Source organism: Desulfosporosinus lacus DSM 15449 (genome assembly GCF_900129935.1).
GTDB lineage: Bacteria > Bacillota > Desulfitobacteriia > Desulfitobacteriales > Desulfitobacteriaceae > Desulfosporosinus > Desulfosporosinus lacus.
Map to the genome: position 1 here is coordinate 50143 of NZ_FQXJ01000006.1, position 16118 is coordinate 66260.

18 protein-coding genes and 4 pseudogenes are annotated in these 16118 nt (G+C 43.3%); 7 read left to right on the forward strand and 15 right to left on the reverse strand.

Features of this window, described 5'->3' with window-relative positions:
- Window positions 1–48: 48 nt before the first annotated feature.
- Both ppsA and BUB11_RS09125 read right to left on the reverse strand, forming a co-directional pair.
- On the reverse strand, window positions 49–2661 hold the full coding sequence (gene ppsA, locus BUB11_RS09120; protein WP_073029459.1) for a phosphoenolpyruvate synthase: 2613 nt from the start codon (window positions 2659–2661) through the stop codon (window positions 49–51).
- A 555-nt stretch (window positions 2662–3216) separates the two neighbouring features.
- Window positions 3217–3447, reverse strand: coding sequence for a class I SAM-dependent methyltransferase (locus BUB11_RS09125; protein WP_073029460.1), 231 nt, complete (start codon window positions 3445–3447; stop codon window positions 3217–3219).
- Between the two features lie 65 nt (window positions 3448–3512).
- On the opposite strand from BUB11_RS09125, the gene BUB11_RS09130 reads away from it, so the two are divergent.
- The 3 genes and pseudogenes from BUB11_RS09130 (at window position 3513) to BUB11_RS09140 (ending at window position 6010) form a co-directional block, all read left to right on the forward strand.
- Window positions 3513–3848: a cupin domain-containing protein gene (locus tag BUB11_RS09130; RefSeq protein WP_073029461.1), complete on the forward strand. Its 336-nt coding sequence runs from the start codon at window positions 3513–3515 to the stop codon at window positions 3846–3848.
- Window positions 3849–4104: 256 nt separating this feature from the next.
- Window positions 4105–4191, forward strand: a pseudogene (locus BUB11_RS28220) (XRE family transcriptional regulator); the annotation flags it as partial.
- A gap of 454 nt (window positions 4192–4645) precedes the next feature.
- The gene (locus BUB11_RS09140) at window positions 4646–6010 is read left to right on the forward strand and encodes an MATE family efflux transporter (RefSeq protein WP_073029463.1); all 1365 of its coding nucleotides are present in this window, start codon (window positions 4646–4648) and stop codon (window positions 6008–6010) included.
- A gap of 27 nt (window positions 6011–6037) precedes the next feature.
- On the opposite strand, the gene BUB11_RS09145 is transcribed toward BUB11_RS09140, so the two are convergent.
- Window positions 6038–6268, reverse strand: coding sequence for a hypothetical protein (locus BUB11_RS09145; protein WP_073029464.1), 231 nt, complete (start codon window positions 6266–6268; stop codon window positions 6038–6040).
- A 254-nt stretch (window positions 6269–6522) separates the two neighbouring features.
- Between BUB11_RS09145 and BUB11_RS27515 the strand changes: the two genes are divergently transcribed.
- Window positions 6523–6696: a hypothetical protein gene (locus BUB11_RS27515; RefSeq protein ID WP_159436918.1), complete on the forward strand. Its 174-nt coding sequence runs from the start codon at window positions 6523–6525 to the stop codon at window positions 6694–6696.
- A gap of 584 nt (window positions 6697–7280) precedes the next feature.
- Here BUB11_RS27515 and BUB11_RS09155 read toward each other — a convergent pair.
- The 9 genes and pseudogenes from BUB11_RS09155 to BUB11_RS28225 all read right to left on the reverse strand — a co-directional run.
- The gene (locus BUB11_RS09155) at window positions 7281–8495 is read right to left on the reverse strand and encodes a YARHG domain-containing protein (RefSeq protein ID WP_143187590.1); all 1215 of its coding nucleotides are present in this window, start codon (window positions 8493–8495) and stop codon (window positions 7281–7283) included.
- Between the two features lie 144 nt (window positions 8496–8639).
- A pseudogene (locus BUB11_RS26965) lies at window positions 8640–8844 on the reverse strand (DUF3102 domain-containing protein); the annotation flags it as partial.
- Between the two features lie 183 nt (window positions 8845–9027).
- The gene (locus BUB11_RS09165) at window positions 9028–9636 is read right to left on the reverse strand and encodes a Fic/DOC family protein (protein WP_073029467.1); all 609 of its coding nucleotides are present in this window, start codon (window positions 9634–9636) and stop codon (window positions 9028–9030) included.
- Window positions 9620–9811 carry a hypothetical protein gene (locus tag BUB11_RS09170; RefSeq protein ID WP_073029468.1) on the reverse strand — a complete coding sequence of 64 codons (192 nt, stop codon included), beginning with the start codon at window positions 9809–9811 and terminating at the stop codon, window positions 9620–9622. Before BUB11_RS09170 ends, BUB11_RS09165 begins: the two co-directional genes overlap by 17 nt.
- Before the next feature lie 167 nt (window positions 9812–9978).
- Window positions 9979–10740: a type 2 periplasmic-binding domain-containing protein gene (locus BUB11_RS09175; protein WP_242947504.1), complete on the reverse strand. Its 762-nt coding sequence runs from the start codon at window positions 10738–10740 to the stop codon at window positions 9979–9981.
- On the reverse strand, window positions 10649–10867 hold the full coding sequence (locus tag BUB11_RS09180) for a hypothetical protein (protein WP_242947505.1): 219 nt from the start codon (window positions 10865–10867) through the stop codon (window positions 10649–10651). The genes BUB11_RS09175 and BUB11_RS09180 overlap by 92 nt, the downstream gene beginning before the upstream one ends.
- Window positions 10868–11010: 143 nt before the next feature.
- Window positions 11011–11394 (reverse strand): HEPN domain-containing protein, encoded by a 384-nt coding sequence (locus BUB11_RS09185; RefSeq protein WP_073029469.1) that lies wholly within the window; start codon window positions 11392–11394, stop codon window positions 11011–11013.
- Entirely contained in the window at window positions 11384–11710 is a 327-nt protein-coding gene (locus BUB11_RS09190; RefSeq protein ID WP_073029470.1) for a nucleotidyltransferase domain-containing protein, read from the reverse strand. The genes BUB11_RS09185 and BUB11_RS09190 overlap by 11 nt, the downstream gene beginning before the upstream one ends.
- 93 nt (window positions 11711–11803) lie before the next feature.
- Window positions 11804–11917: pseudogene (locus tag BUB11_RS28225) on the reverse strand (sensor histidine kinase); the annotation flags it as partial.
- Between BUB11_RS28225 and BUB11_RS26975 the strand changes: the two are divergent.
- Window positions 11917–12015 (forward strand): annotated as a pseudogene (locus tag BUB11_RS26975) (acetyltransferase); the annotation flags it as partial. The pseudogenes BUB11_RS28225 and BUB11_RS26975 sit on opposite strands and share 1 nt — an antisense overlap.
- A 302-nt stretch (window positions 12016–12317) precedes the next feature.
- Here BUB11_RS26975 and vanX read toward each other — a convergent pair.
- Genes vanX through vanW form a run of 3 tightly spaced genes read right to left on the reverse strand, consistent with a single transcriptional unit; the run spans window position 12318 to window position 14808 of the window.
- Window positions 12318–12926, reverse strand: a complete 609-nt coding sequence (gene vanX, locus BUB11_RS09200; RefSeq protein ID WP_073029472.1) for a D-Ala-D-Ala dipeptidase VanX — start codon at window positions 12924–12926, stop codon at window positions 12318–12320.
- Window positions 12923–13963 carry a D-alanine--(R)-lactate ligase VanI gene (vanI, locus tag BUB11_RS09205; protein ID WP_073029473.1) on the reverse strand — a complete coding sequence of 347 codons (1041 nt, stop codon included), beginning with the start codon at window positions 13961–13963 and terminating at the stop codon, window positions 12923–12925. The genes vanX and vanI overlap by 4 nt, the downstream gene beginning before the upstream one ends.
- 14 nt (window positions 13964–13977) lie before the next feature.
- The gene (gene vanW / locus BUB11_RS09210; RefSeq protein WP_073029474.1) at window positions 13978–14808 is read right to left on the reverse strand and encodes a glycopeptide resistance accessory protein VanW; all 831 of its coding nucleotides are present in this window, start codon (window positions 14806–14808) and stop codon (window positions 13978–13980) included.
- A 345-nt stretch (window positions 14809–15153) separates the two neighbouring features.
- Here vanW and BUB11_RS09215 point away from each other — a divergent pair, with 345 nt between their 5' ends.
- Window positions 15154–15474 carry a PadR family transcriptional regulator gene (locus BUB11_RS09215; RefSeq protein ID WP_073029475.1) on the forward strand — a complete coding sequence of 107 codons (321 nt, stop codon included), beginning with the start codon at window positions 15154–15156 and terminating at the stop codon, window positions 15472–15474.
- A gap of 5 nt (window positions 15475–15479) precedes the next feature.
- Window positions 15480–16091, forward strand: a complete 612-nt coding sequence (locus tag BUB11_RS09220) for a DUF2812 domain-containing protein (protein WP_073029476.1) — start codon at window positions 15480–15482, stop codon at window positions 16089–16091.
- Window positions 16092–16118: the final 27 nt, after the last annotated feature.

Genomic DNA, 16118 nt, shown 5'->3' on the forward strand with positions numbered 1-16118 from the left:
TTTCTCATGTTTCCTTTGACCAGTTTCAGAGATTGAACATCTTCCTCATTATAGGATTTCTACATACCCATCCGTTCCATGCACGCGAATTCGCTGCCCATCTTTGATCAGTCTGGTGGCATTTTCTACTCCGACAACTGCCGGTAAGCCATATTCACGTGCGATAACTGCTCCATGGGTCATCAGTCCGCCAACTTCGGTAACTAAGCCTTTTATGGAGACAAACAATGGTGTCCAGCTGGGGTCAGTAAAGGCGGTGATTAAAATATCTCCATCTTCTAAATTTGCATCTGCCATGTTTAAGATGACCCGGGCTCTTCCCTCTATAACTCCTGATGAAACAGGCAGACCTGCCATAGCGCCCACCGGAAGATTTTCTCGTTTGTACTCACCTGTAATTATTTCACCCTCAGAGGTGATAACACGGGGAGGAGTTAGTTTTTCAAATAATTTGTACTCTTCTTTTCGCTTGCAGATGATATTAAAATCCAATTTATTTGTGGCTATGACTTCGCGAAGTTCTGCAAAAGTGAGGTAATATATATCTTCTTTTTCATGGATAACATTTGTCTGTACGAGTCGCTCGGCTTCTTTTAATAAAGCCTGTTTATAAACAAAGTAGCGGCTAACCATGCCGTATTTTGGATATTCACGATAGCCAATGAAATTTCGGATTAGGTCAATCATTTTCTTTGTTTCTTTGACTTTTTCTTCACCATCCGGCAGCTTGTTCAATCTCTCTAATAACTCTTTTTCTTTTTTCGAAGCAACACGTCGCCCTTGCTCAAATTTCCGACTGCTGGCCTTAGGCTCAAAATTTTTGATGTTACTGAGAATCATAGGTACAAGTGCTGTTGGATTTTCGCTAAAACGCGGTTTAGTAATATCAATTTCTCCGCTGCATCGCATTCCGTATTTGTCAAGATAAGACAGGATTGCATCTCGGGCAACTTGTCCGCCATCTAACTTTACTAATTTTTCCAAAGAATTATCGTCTTGTACATTTTGCAAATAATCAATTACTGACCGGTAAGGACGAATCACATCTGCCACATCCATTAACGCCAGACCCATTTCCGAAGTAATATTGTTTGGTACAGATTGAGAAAGTATGTCTGCTGGGTTCTTCTCACCCAACCACTCATTCATTTTTTCATTGATCCAAAGTGAAGCATTTATGGCGGCCGTAAATACAGCTGAACTTTGTGGGTCAAACAAGATCCTCTTTAACTCCTGGATATCTTCTAGTATAAAATCAATTAAATTTGTTCCTGATTTCCCTTGAATGTTTTGTTTCAACTCTTCTATGGAGGTTTGACTTTTTCTAATCAAATCAGAAACGATTAACGGATTGTTTTCGATTTGTGCTTGAGGATCTGCAGGCGGCTTAACTTTATCGCTATTACCAGAACTCTTATTTTCCCCATCATTTGGTAAATATTTTATAAAATCTCGCTCTATGATGGTCATAATTGCGTCTTTTGTGAGCGGTTCGAGTTGTTTCATGTTATTTAATAAGGTTTTTCTGCCGTCCGGTGAAGCCAGCATTGGTGCCACATCAACAAACAACCTTCCACCAGCTTTAAACCAGCGACCATTAGATATTAACTGCATTAAAGACATTCCCAATGGTTTCAAGGGGTTGGTCATCATTTGTTGATGGCCAACAGATAAATAAACGTGGTTTTCTTGATCATTCGCTTCGGGGATGGGGTATAAAGTTGTAATCGGCCGACTTTGGACAATAAAGAAGGTATCCTCAGCCAAACACCATTCGATGTCCTGGGGACAACCGAAATGTTCTTCAACCTTTCTACCTATGCGCTCGAGTTGCAAAATCTGTTCATCTGTCAGCGCTTGCCTTTTCTGCTGCTCAGGCGGGATTTCCTGTTCTTTCGTACCACCGTCTTTCAAGGCATACACAGCTAATCTCTTGGCGGATATCTTCTTATCGGTCACCTTGCCGCTTTGCACTTTGTAGATATCGGCATTCACCAATCCGGAGACCAAGGCCTCGCCAAGCCCGAAGCCGGCGTCAATAGATAACACCTTTCGATTGCCCGTGACAGGATCGGCAGTAAATAGAATTCCTGATACTTTAGGGAAAACCATCTTTTGGACAACCACAGAAAGTAGGACTTTACGGTGGTCAAAGCCGTTTTGAATACGGTAAGTTACTGCTCGTTCGGTATACAGCGATGCCCAGCACTTGCTGATATGTTTTAGGATTGCTTCCTTTCCAATAACGTTCAGATACGTATCCTGCTGACCTGCAAAGGAGGCCGTCGGCAAATCCTCTGCCGTGGCACTGGATCGTACTGCATAAGCGTTTTTTTCACCCAGCCTTGTGAGGGAGCGGGTGATCTCTTCCGCAATATCTTCGGGGATGGCTGTCTCTTCGAGATGTAAGCGAATCTCACCGCTAAGCTCAGCGATTTTTTCCCGGTCTTCTACCTTCAGAAGGGATAACTGATCCAGTAATTCATTAATCGACGGTGTTTCCGAGAGTGTTCTTTGGAAGGCTTCAGTAGAAATACAAAAGCCATCCGGTACGCATATTCCGGGAGTCCCGAAAAGTTCACCCAGGTTTGCGCCTTTACCCCCAACAACATTGAGTTTTGTTTTGTCAATATCCTTAAACCTGAGCACATAAGAGTTCATATGTTTGCCTCCTTTGGCAATTCCTTCTTTAATAATTTTGCTGACATCCTTTCTATAATACCCCTGGCGACAAATCTCATTAACGTACTATGCATTATAGCAGCAGCAAATCAGAACAAATAGTCTGCCTTTACAATTTTTTATATGTTATAATTAAAGTGAGGAAGGATAGATACATCCTCATCCTTTTATAAGCAAACGAAAACAGTTATTTACGATTTAAAACAGCTCATACATGTATAGGGAGGGTAGTAAAACCCTCCCTTTGTTATTCTATAGCAATTTCAAATTGATTAAACTTCTAATTAGTCAACTAATGCCAATCAGTCTGATTTTTGTTCTTTACCTGTAAAAATTTGCAATACAAGGCCATTTGTTGAGCGATCCATTTTGCAAATCCGACTGTCTGCATGTGTTTCTTACGGCAGGCGGCCAGCTGGCTTGCGGCGCTTTTTACTGTATCTTTTCTAAATCTCAACTCCCGGTGCACCACCCAAAACCACAGCGCCAAAAACGCCGCGGTGCTGATTGTCGGGGTTTGTCCAATATCGGTTCTTACAAAGAATTTTCAGCAAAGGTTAAATTATCCATTAGCATTTCTTTGGCTGTAATACGGTCTATAAGGTTATTCTCCATGGCTTTTTTCATAAGCTTTTCTAAAAACTGCGGCAGCATATCGACAGCTGTAATTTGTGCGCCTGTGTTTTTTGCAAGGGTCGAAAGAAAGCTAATGGCCAGACCAAAGACAATAGTTGCCGGTGTGCAACAAAAAGTGATTTCAATCACGGATAATTTTTTTAGGTAATACTAAACTAGAAATAACAGTACAAGAATTTAAGGAGGAATTTAAATTGGTTAATATAGTAAAAAATATTGAGTTTTCAAAAGCACTCAAGTTAGAAGAGTTAATAACCTACCAACCAGGGCAGGTGGTTAGTAAGACTCTTGCTCAGATCCCCACAGCAAATGTAACATTGTTTTCACTAGATGAAGGAGAAGGCATCAGCACTCATACCACTTCAGGAGACGCAATTGTTCAAGTTCTAGATGGAGAAGCCGAAATTATGATTGGAAATGATCTGATAATTGTCAAAGCCGGTGAGACAGTTATTATGCCTTCAGGTATACCGCACGGATTAGAGGCCCGAAAGCGTTTTAAAATGCTTTTGACAGTAATAAAAGGATAATTAGAACCCTACCGGCTTGCCATGCATGAAGTTACCGGATTATCGCTATCAACTGTAAACGGACTATATATGAGCAACCACTGCCTTTGCAAATGATGCAGCATAGACAGTGGTTGCTCTTTATTTACCAGGCCTCCGAAACCATGAAAGTTCATGACCCTGCCCTTTGCTTCTTCTTCCTCGGCGTAGACTCTACGGAACGTGGATTGTATCCACGATATACAGCCTATACAATAAAACCGAGGTGAACAAGATGGATAAGATTGATAAAACTCAATTCTATGTATGCCCTGCCTGCGGAAACATTCTGACGAGTACAGGGAAAGCTTCCATTTCCTGCTGCTGGCATCGGTAGAATCCAGCAGATTACCATTGGAATCGTAATTGGAGCTGGAACGGTTGTTTAATTCATCCGTTGTTGCAGTGACAAAGTTTTGCTCAAACCACCTTACCCCCAAGGCAATTGAGCCGTTTTTTTGTTTATTCATCGGAATGAAGGCAAGCAGTACCACCAAAATAAACACGGCAATAATCGAGAGACTTAATGCCAAAAATCACAATTGCAGTTGATTCTAGGTCACTTTTCAGATACAATAATTTATTCAAAAGGTGAGCATTCTAACTATCAATCTCTTGCCTTAATTGCAACAATGCAATTATTACCGTTGGACTCGATCAATGTTCCCAGGGAAGCGGAAATGGATCAAATCATAGATACTTATGCCTAAAAGCTCAATGTGATTTTAGGCATAGAGAAATCGGCAAATCTTTATAAAATAATTTTAGAGGAGCTACATATGGATAAGAATTTAGAAATGCGTGACGAAAAGATCAGTAAACTTCTTTGGAAATTTTCCCTGCCGGCGATTATCGCAATGCTGGTCAATGCCCTATATAATGTTGTCGACCGGATATTTGTCGGTCGAGGTGTGGGATCTGTCGGGATTGCCGCCACAACGGTGGCCTTTCCCATTATGATCATCATGATGGCAACGTCCATGTTGATTGCCATCGGAGCTACAGCCCTGATTTCTATCCGCCTTGGCGAACAGAGGAAAGAAGAAGCAGAAAAGATCGTCGGCAATGCCACTGTCTTGCTTATTTTACTTCCGCTCTTGCTGGCAGCAATTTATCTGGCTTTTACCGACCCCGTATTGAAGCTGTTCGGAGCCAGTGAAGCAGTTTTGCCCTATGCCCGTGATTTTACTCATATCATTATGTTGGGTTCAGTCTCCGGATCGATTGCCTTTGGTATGAACAACTTCATTCGGGCCGAAGGAAACCCCCGCTATGCTATGCTGACTCAGATCATTGGTGCAGTAATCAATACGATCTTAAACTACATATTTATCTTTAAACTCGGTTTAGGTATTAAAGGCTCTGCTTTAGCTTCGATATGCGGTCAAACTGTATCCGCGCTTTTCGTTCTTGGTTATTTTCTTTCAGGCCGCAGTACGATTAAAATCTATTTAAGGAATCTCAAGCCGCAAATGCCTATTGTTCTGGGAATTCTTTCAATCGGATTTGCTCCCTTTGCCATGCAGATCGCCAACAGCGTTCAACAAATGATTTTGAACAAAACTCTGATGTCCTATGGCGGAGACCTGGCCCTTTCTGCTGTTGGGATTATCATGAGTATTGCTACATTAATATTCATGCCTATTGTTGGTATCAGCCAGGGCGCTCAGCCTTTAATCGGCTTCAACTACGGAGCAAAACAATATGACCGGGTTAAAGAAACTTTAAAGAAATCGGTGTTTGTCAGTACCATTATGGCCGCTGTCGGCTTTATCGTTATTTGGATCTGGCCTAATCAAATTGTGGGGCTTTTCAGCAAGGGGGATCTGCCTCTTACCGAGCTTACTGTCCATGCGATGCTTACCTTCTTTGCCCTTCTCCCCCTCATAGGTATCCAAATTCTCTGTTCCAGTTACTTTCAAGCCGTGGGCAAACCTGTACAATCCACTCTGCTGAGTCTTTCCCGCCAGGTCTTGTTGTTCATCCCGCTCCTGATCATCCTTCCTCGCTTATGGGGAATCGAGGGAGTATGGAGAACAGCTCCAATTGCAGATACTTTGTCTGTTCTGATTACAGTTACAGTTATCCTATTTGAGATGAGAACTCTCCCCAAAAGTACCCCTAAGCCGGTGGAACAGTCCTGAAAAGACGTTTTCAAATCATAAATGGTGTCAATAGTTTAAACTTTTCACCTCCAGGGCATCTGCAGTTGTCTCATCTTTGCGGGCCTTCTCCACAACCTTTCCATGGCTTTCCTGCTTCTGCATCGTCTTAGTGTCGATGTCGGCAAAATCTTCAATACTTGCCATACCGGCAACAGCCTGAACACCCTCCTGACTCTCCCGCTGCTTCCGGTAGATATCATCCAGGTCCGTATGATAGAATTGGGCCACATCCCTCAAAGCCTGCTCACCTTCTTCCAGAACGTCAATTTTTTTCCAGCTCTACCTCAAGCTTGATTTTTTTGTGCCTAACTTCGGATAATTGGCTATGAAGAATGCGAAGCTCGGATAGAAAAGTCATTGGTATTTCACGCTAAAACTAACAAAGCTGACATGGCTCCTCTTGGCTTAGCGGTGGTTGTACTGATCCTTGTCACGAAATCTTTCCGGTGTTAATAAACTATAAGGAACATTTTAGCAAAGGAGCGGGACACATGAAAGATTCGTTCAAGTTAACCCTCTGCCAACAGGGCTGCTGCCCCACCGTAGAAATCAACACCGATACGAATCAGGTCATTATTACGGATGACTTAGGAGGAAAAGTATCCCTAACGACGGACCAGTTCAAAATCCTTTTAGAACGCTGCGCAAACGTTAATGGTGAGTAACCATGCTTTATGACCTTTTGCTGGTTTTAAGTCTTCGCTTTTTCCTTTTTGATTTCGTCCTTTTTAAAAGGATAAGAAACACCCTTAAAACCAAAGGATATGTCTTCAAGAAGCTCCTGAGTTGTCCCTTTTGTCAAGGATTTTGGTGTGGTTTAGCTGTCTTCCTGGCAACGCATCCGATCGCATTAAACTTAGGGGGACTCCTCTCAATACTCAGTTTTGGATTTATCACTGCCTATCTAAGCATGATGACAACCGCCATTTTTTACCCGCTTATCGATAAGTACGAGAAAAAATTCTCAGACTTCAAATTACAATAAAAACTGTATTTGCAAAGGAATCCGTAGATTTAAAAGCGGAAATAGCCATGACTCGGCAAGTCATAAAACGCCAAATTGTGGCTACCCCATTTATACGCGTTGTAAGAATAACCAGAATTTATTGTTTATCCTCTTTATGTTTTCTTTGCAGGAGAACTACCGTCTCTATGTGCCTTGAGAATAATACTTTCTATATAATATTTGAACACAAAAAATGGTGGATTGGCGATCCACCATTTTTGATATTTTAGTTTGATTATGACCTTAGTCTGCAAAGTTTAGCCCGTCGAAAACCTCATCGGCCGGAATACCCAGTTCCCGTACCTGTTGGAATCCTTCGACAGAAAACCATCCTTTTACGCCGTTCGCGGTCGTTGCATAACACCATTCCTTGTCATCACTGCCCACCAGCAGCAATTTATCTCCGGGTACCACACGAACCGCCACCTCTTGACTGCCCGGAGCCGCGTAGAGGGTCAGCGCTTTTTGGACTGTTACGTATTGTTCCTTGAAGGTTGACAGATAAAGCGGTTTTGCCACGTGTTCCAGCACATGCTGCTCATTGATGCGGTATTCATCGTCATAAAACCATGTTTGAAGTATCTGAAAACGCGTCTGGGCCATCACTTTCCCGTCTCCGGGCAAGCGGCTGTAAGTTCCGCACAGGCCCTGAACCTGGCCCATCTCGATGATCTTCCCGCCCCCATAGGCATAAAAGGTAGTTCTATAATCTTCACTGGGGCCATACTCCTGGACCGCAATTTCCTTTACGCCGTCCATAATGTCCAGGTCGACAATGGAAAAACCCTCTTCCAGATTCGTACCGCTGCCATGGACGGCGACACCGTTAATGGTCAGGTCGAAATCGCTTCCTTCCGACAGGCTGTACTGAATTTCTTCCGGCTTCCCATCCCCATCCAGGTCAAAACGGGCATATTTCCCTAGGGGCAGTCCCTGGCTTTTTGCCGGTTCCTTCCGTGCTGTTTCATATCTTTCAATCAATTCCACATTGTCTTTTTCAATGTCCGAGATTTCATTATTGAAAGCTGAATTTTTCGCATACCAGCTTTTAGCTCCGAAATACTTTTGCAATCCCTCATCCTTAAAGATATAGCCATGTCTGGCGAAAATTTCATTTCTGGCAAGATATAGCAGACGGTAATCCAGGTTACGGACATTTTCCTCTGTCAGCCGGGTTGAATCGCTGTCCTTAAATATATAGCCTTCCTCAACAGCCTCCGCTTTGTCCCCTTGTCCGCTTCCCGCATCAGCATTCATTCCTTCCGATATGCCGGCCGGGCTTTCTCCGGTCTGCAGACCGTTTGTGTCGGTCTTTCCCCCGCAAGCCGTCAGCCACAGCAGACTGGCGCAGCAGATGCAAGCCAGTACCCCTAGGGTTTTCTTCATCCTTTTCATCTGACTTCCCTCTCCCCTCATGCGGATACCCCTCATAACATTGCTCTGTGTCCATCCTGCCACAATTTTGCGCCAATAAAAACCAAATTAAGAGGGTATATCGAATAGTATTAACGTCTTTGATTTTACGACAATAATACTTGAACTACAAGGTATTGAGATTATCCGTACCAAAGTAAATAATGGAATATTTACTGTGAGGAATTAAGTAATGGTGCTGTCGATCTGCTCCAGTCCTTGTTTGAGGACTTCGTTTTCCTGAAGGACCAGCTCTTTCTCCTGCTTGGCCTGGTCTCTGTCTTTCAGGGCCTGCTGCAGCTCCTGTTTCGTCATGCCGTCCACATCGTTTTGATCCAGAAATTTCTCCCGCTCCTCTTCGGTAACCCAACAGGAGGACGGCCTGGGTGTATGTATTGATGAGGGCAATAAAACAAAACCCGAACCCCCAAAATCAAGGGTTCGGGTTTATAGCTGTTTAGTGGAGATAAGAGGATTCGAATCTCTGGCCTCTTAAATGCGAAGCAAGCGCTCTCCCGGTCCGTGCTCAAAGCACCCCAAAAACACAGCATTGTGCTTGATTGCTTGTTTATATTTGTTATTCAGAAAAGGGTTCGGTTATCGCCATTAAAATCTCATTCATTTTAGCATAATCACACAGAAAAGAAGCAGCGCTTGCTTCAATCATCTGCTTGTCGGTCACTTGAGAAAAGTCTACCCGATAGCCTGCATTTTCAGCCAGATATTCGATAAAGAGTCTTTGCACCCTGCCGTTACCTTCTCGAAAAGGGTGTAGTGCATTAATCTCACTAAGGTAGAAACCCAGACGAAGTGGAACTTCATCTTGAGGAGCGTCTTTAAGATAATTCTCTTTTTTTAACTCCTGAAATAGTATATGGGCATTTGGTTCGATAAACTGATAGTTGCAGAACATATTGCCTTTTGCCACGTTTACACATCGAAGTTTGCCGGCCCATTCGTAAATATCGCCGAAAATATACTTGTGGATTGTTCTTAAATGAAGCAGATCAAAATCGCCTCGTATAACGTTTAATTTGGCATTTGCAATTCGCAAAGAAGTAATTTCTCTTTCTGCTATACGAAGTTTTTCCGCATCCTCAATCCTCAGCTTGTTTATCAGCACATTGGAATGGGGATAGCAATATTTATGGTCCCATTCATAACTGTAATCATAATTGTTGTTCATGGTCGTAGTCGTAGGCAGCTGTATGTTTTTTGACAAGTTCAGCTATTGTTTTCTCAACCAATTTATCATTTCCTGCGCAATATCTGATTCTATCCTTATCAGACTGCGTAAGTGGCATTCCTTCCATCGCCATGGAGCCGTTAACCTCATCAATTAGTTTTTCTAAATCTCTCACCGAAAACCACCTCATTTCATTATACCATATTTTTACTTAAAACTTAAGCAACATTTGTATATACCGAAAATACGTACATAACATAAGATTTAAGCTTCAGCATTTCCGACTAAAAAACCCATCAACCGATAGAGTTTTCTGCGATAGTCTCTTAAAAACTTTTGCCATTATTCATTTAAGTATGTGCTCACCCTGTCCTGAATCAATTGGGCAGTCGTTTCCGCTGTCTTCTGTCCTGTAAGGAAGGCCGCGGTTTCCTCCTGAACAATCGAAATAATCTTCTGGTCCGTTCCGATGTAGACCTTCGCTTTACTCAGCAGGTTTTCCATATAATCGACATCCTCCTGCGTAGGGGGGTGCAGTGTTATAGATTGAGCTGGAATGCCGTCGTCCTTAATTCTCATTTTCCCACCATTTTTTTGTATAGCCTGGGTGAAATTCTGGGCAATTTGGGGAAGCACACTCTTATTAATCGGCATTCCTCCCTGAGTCTGCATATCATCAGAAACCAATAATTTTAAAAATTCCCAGGCCAGTTCTTGATTTGATGATTTACTGCTGATCCCATACATGGAGTCCGTGGAAAAGAATACGTTTCCGGGGGGCTTTAAAAGCTGAACACCCTCGCTGAAAATTGCCTTGGCCACTTGCAGGTCCCAAAACCCTCTAAGAGAAGTGAAATTAAAAACAAGTTTACCCCGGGAGGCCATGTCCGTAATGTTAGTCTGGGCTGTATCCGTATTAACCAGTTTGTGGTCAATCAGTCTTTTTTCATCCATCCCGGCCAAGGCATACATCTCCTGGGTTCCCCCGTTTTGCTTGTCATTAATGACCTTTTCAGCCGTCTTGACAAAATCCTTCCAATCCCAGTTGCTGATGAATCTGATGGGACCATAGGGTATAATAATCCACCAAATCCCTCCGCTCATTATCGGCCCGGAAAACCAGCCTGATCTTATCCCGGTAGAGGGCGGTGATCAGTTCCTGATACTCCTTTTCCAATAATCCCTTAGCCTCAGGAAGCCCTTCCAGGCTGAACATAATCTGTTTCTGCAAATCCCGGAGCACTCTGCAGCGTTGATAATAGCTAGTGAACTCGTTCAGCTAAAGCTGAACATCGGGGCTTCGGTAGGGGATTCTACCCCCACCGAAGTAGAAAATGCCATGCTACTTTGACCGCATGGCATCTATCATACCGCTCATATTGTTTGGTTTAGTATGAAATCATGTATTATTTTCACTCCGGCTAACGCATGATTCATATCATTTTCCTCCAGCGCCAAATCCATCGGGTATCTCGGCTGTACACCATAAGCCGTCAGGTCTGAGCAATGGTCGGCGATGTCGGCAAAGGCGTCGGAAAACTTTAAACAAAGCTTATTCAGCTGATCTAAATCGTGCGTTTTCGGAGGATTGACGCCGTTTAGAACAAGATAACCCTTCAGATACTTTTCGACGGATTGCTGGCAGTGATAACAGATGATTTCGATGGGAACAGGCTTCATGTTGGTTAAGTATTCGGCGCTTCTCATATCCATCACCGCAAGATTGAACCACTCCTGCGCTCCTGTTTTATTGTCCATATAAAACAACCCCTTCTTCCATGATTGTTCTCTCAATGGTAGGGGCTATTTTACGCTTATTAAATATATTCTCCTTGCCAACGACGATATCCACGGGCATGGTCTTTTTGTCACGGATTGCTCTATAGATTAAGCGCGTCGCGTCGATTTCACGGATATCCGCGCTTTCCTGCATCACCACATACAAATCGAGGTCTGAGTCAGCATTCGGTACACCGGCGGCATATGACCCGAAAAGATAAATCTTTTCTACCGGAACAGTTTTTATAATAATACCCTTAATGATTTCAAGCTCGTCCTGTATGCGTTTTTCCATATAAGCACCTCCGTTCCTAAAGACAAATATTTACAGTTACATTATAGCATACCCTTTCTCATTTTCCAACTCACTATTCTGCTCTTCACGGTGGTCTTCCCCGGCGATGCCGATCCCTGTATCGGCGATCACCAGGGTTTGGGCACCCTCCCTTTCCATATAAATGGAGATCTTCCCCTCCTGGGTATACTTCAAAGCATTGAACAAGCGGGTGGGAAAAGGTTACTCCTACACGAGAGGAGCTGCCTTTCAAGGGGGATACAGTGATCGGCAATGATGTTTGGCTAGGCCAGAATGTTACAGTGACCAGAAAATCGCCTTCCTCTATGTTGGCATCCTCCATTTTTAAAATGACCCGGGCCCGGCCTTTAATGATTCCGGATGAAACGGGTATGCCCGCCAAAGCACCTTTGGGGATGTTGCCGGTATCATATGCACCGGATAAAACCTCGCCCTCGGACGTCATCACCCGCGGCGTCAGCTTCTCATAGACCTCGTATTCCTCTTTGCGCTGCGTGATGATGCTGTGATAGTAGATATCCTCCTTCTCCCGGATAACCCCGTTTTGCACGAGCTTATCGGCTTCCCTCATTAAGGCCTGCTCCAACTAGGTGATGGGAAAATCAAAATAAGTGTTTGGATAAGGTTCGTGTTTCAGTGTGTAATGCCACCACTCGCAATCGTATGAAATAAAACCGGAGGCCTCCATGATCGAACAAAGGTATTGACGGTTTCTCGCTTCGACTTGCGTGATTCCTTTTGCTCCATGATGTGAGACTGAATCCATCAAATCAAAGTCGCCGCCCATTGGAACAAGTGTACCGGCAACTAAATGATAAAGCGTTAAGTCAATTGCGCTGCCCCGACTGTGGCCCGACTTAGCGGACACATATCCTTTTTCAACGATCTCGGATCTGTCAATATTCGGATAGTGTTTTAGTTTCGTCCGGCCATCTTCCGGCTGTTTTGACCAGCGCAGAAAATAATCTACGGCGAATTGAGGGCGATAACCATCCCAAAGAAGCAAGCCAAAGCCCAGGGATGCGGCGTTTTCTCGTGCTTTTTCCAGGCTTAAGCACAAAGCTCTCGTACCGACAATTCGATTGGCTGCATATCCGTCCACCGGTTTGCCGGTAAAATTATCCCATGTGGCGTATTTAGCATCCCAACGTATTCCGGATACAAACTCGTCGACATAGACAAAACCATTTTTCATCGTCCTTTTCCTTTCAATGTCAACGACACAATCCGGTCGATCACTTCGGCAAAGGGCAACCCTGCGACTGCCATCATTCTTGGATAACGGCTGTATGAGGTCATCCCGGGCAACGTATTAACCTCGTTAAGTATTACTTTTCCATCTTCCTTCAGGAACAGATCCACCCGCGCAAGTCCCCTGCATCCCAAGGCGCGATATACGGCTTTTGCTGTCTCCTGAACGCGCAAGCGCGCCTCTGCCGAAATGTCAGCGGGAACGATTACTGCCCCGTTTTCGAAACCCTTTTCAGGCTCATTCTCCTGATGGATTCTGAAAAAACCATGAGACAGACAAATTTGATCTATCTCGCCTGCCATCAAATCCCCATCCTTCCCTAATATCGCACATCCTACCTCACTACCGACAACAGCCTCTTCAATCAACACCTTCGAGTCATACTGTCTTGCGATTTCCACCGCACTCAGCACTTCTTCTTTTCGACATACCTTACTGATGCCGAACGATGAACCCGAACGGGCCGGCTTTACAAAAACGGGATAAGTAAGCCCGTCGGCATCAATATTTTCCTTCGCCGCGACAATCCGGAACTTTGGCGTAGCAATTCCCGCGTTTCCAGCGACGATATAAGCAAGGGATTTGTCCATACACAGAGCAGAACTTTGGACATCGCAGCCTGCATAGGGGATGCCGGAAAGCTCCAACAAACCTTGCATCGCACCATCCTCGCCAAGTTTACCATGCAGAACGGGAAACACCATATCCAAACGGATCGTTTTGTATTGTCCCTGCTCCAGAACAAGCAATCCGTGTACGCTTCTGTCCGGGGACAGTATAGCCGGGCGGCAACTGCCACTTTCCCAATTTGCCTCAGGGCAATGACAAAGCTTCCAAACCCCATTTTTCGTAATCCCGATATAGAAGGGTTCATACTTTTCGAGATCAAGGTCTTTAGCAACCATTTGCGCAGATTTAACGGAGATGGGATGTTCTTCGGAACAGCCTCCGAATATAATTGCGATTTTCAATCGATCCATGCTGCTTTCTCCTTTCAAATTTCCTTTTCTTCTGTGATAGCAGTTCCTTCAGGAAGCAAATATCCAATTTCAAATACATCTGTATAAAGCAAGTTTTCTGAAATAACTTGTTGGGATTTGCTGTCTATCACCTGCCGACAAACAGAAACCCGCTCAAAGGTTTTCCCGTCTTTTTTAAAAAAGCTCTTATCCCGATTAATGACCTCGTAACTATACCCTTTGGCCTGATCCACAAAAATACGGCCATATATGTAAGGCCCATTGATGGATATTTCAATTTGGAAGGTAAGATTGGTATTGTTTTTGACCTTTAAATCCAACCACCCTTCGTGGATTGTAGCGTCCACACCATCCGGTTCATCCTCATCAGGAGAAGGAAAATCCTTAAGCTGATGAGAATGCCGTTCTACAATAGTGAGGGGAGCATGCAGAAACAGCCCAAACAGCAAATTGCTGAGATGACACAAACCGCCTCCCGGAACCGTGACCAATTCGTCATTCACCACGCACAAACCGTCCTTATACCGCTCATTTTTTTCGGCATATCTCACACCCCGCCAAAATGAAAATGTTTCACCAGGGCGGATCAATAGGCCATTGACAGGCTCCGCGGCAAGGCGCAGATTAAACACCTTGTTTTCCTGATATTTCATATCAAAGCCTGTATTTTCATTGAGAAGCTTCGACTTGGTTTCATAGATGCAAAAAGGCAAAAACTCTGGAGCCTTTGCTTTTGCATACTGGTTCCGGTCAAAGTACATCTTGGCATAGAAGAATGATTTTCTTTGTGTCTTGCGGATCGGTAGTAAGAATGGAAACAACTGAGTCATTCTTTTTCTTTTCATGTCCGAAACCCCTTTCAGTAATATAAAAGCCTGTCCGATTCGGCAATTTCATCTTACCGAAATCAGGCAGGCGAGGTTGGAATTTTCACTTATGAACTTCTTAAGATTTTCTTATGACGGAAGCTTTACTGCAAATGTAGTATTTTCGGGGTGCTTTCCACAGAGATTGTCCCATCGTGAGCCGTGACAATTTCTTGGGCGATTGCCAAACCTAATTTTCATAGCTATAGGCTAGTGCATTTTTCAGCTTTCTTTATTTTGTCGTTGACTTATACAGTTCAACTGTATATAATCTAAATATACATTTTAACTATATAGTTAAGTGATATAAAATGAGGTGTGAAGATGAACGTATCAAAATATTTGCCGCTAACTGAAACAACGTTCTACATTATGCTGGCATTACGAAAAGCCGGCCATGGCTATGCAGTAATGCAGAAAGTTGAGGAATTAAGTAATGGCCGCGTAAGAGTCGCGGCAGGAACAATGTACGGAGCGATTGAAAATTTGATAAAGCAAAAGATGATTATGTCCGTACCCTCAGAAGATTCCAGAAGAAAAATGTACCAGCTCTCACCTTTGGGGCTTGAGGTTTTGGCACTGGAAATAGAACGCTTGAAAAGTTTAGTAGAAGTTTATCAGCAAATAGAATCAGAGGAGGCATAAAGCTAATGAGAAAGTTTAAGGTATTTGCCGATTTTAAAGAAGAGGAAGCTTATCTTAATGAAATGGCCAAAAAGGGATATTTTCTCAAAAAGCATTCCGCTTTTGGATTTTATCATTTTACAGAGGGTACACCGGAGGAGTTGTACTACCATGTTGATTACCGGAAATTTAAAACACAAGCTGACTTTGAGGATTATTTGGCTCTTTTTGAGGATGCAGGCTGGCGGCACGTTTACGGCACAAAAAATAGTTTAAATCAATACTTTTTGCCGAAAGACGGTAACGCAGACGATGATATCTTTTCTACAAAGGACTCTGCTGCTTTGCGTTATAAGCATCTTAATAAAATATGTTATGCCAATGTTACTGTTGCAATTGCCTATTTTATTGCAGTGCTTATTATCTACGACTTTAGTTTAGCAAACATAGGATTTTTAACACAGGGACTTTGGGAAATGACGGGCACACTATTCTGGATGGCATTTTTCTTTGAGCTTCCATTTGTACTCTTTCGTACTGCTCCTGTCGTACTGTCTTTGGTTATGGGTATTGCATATGCGGTATGGGGAAGCAAAGCAAAAAGAATCTATTCTAAAATGATGGAGGATGAAAAATAAATTTTATAAAAAAAGTAATTGGGACAA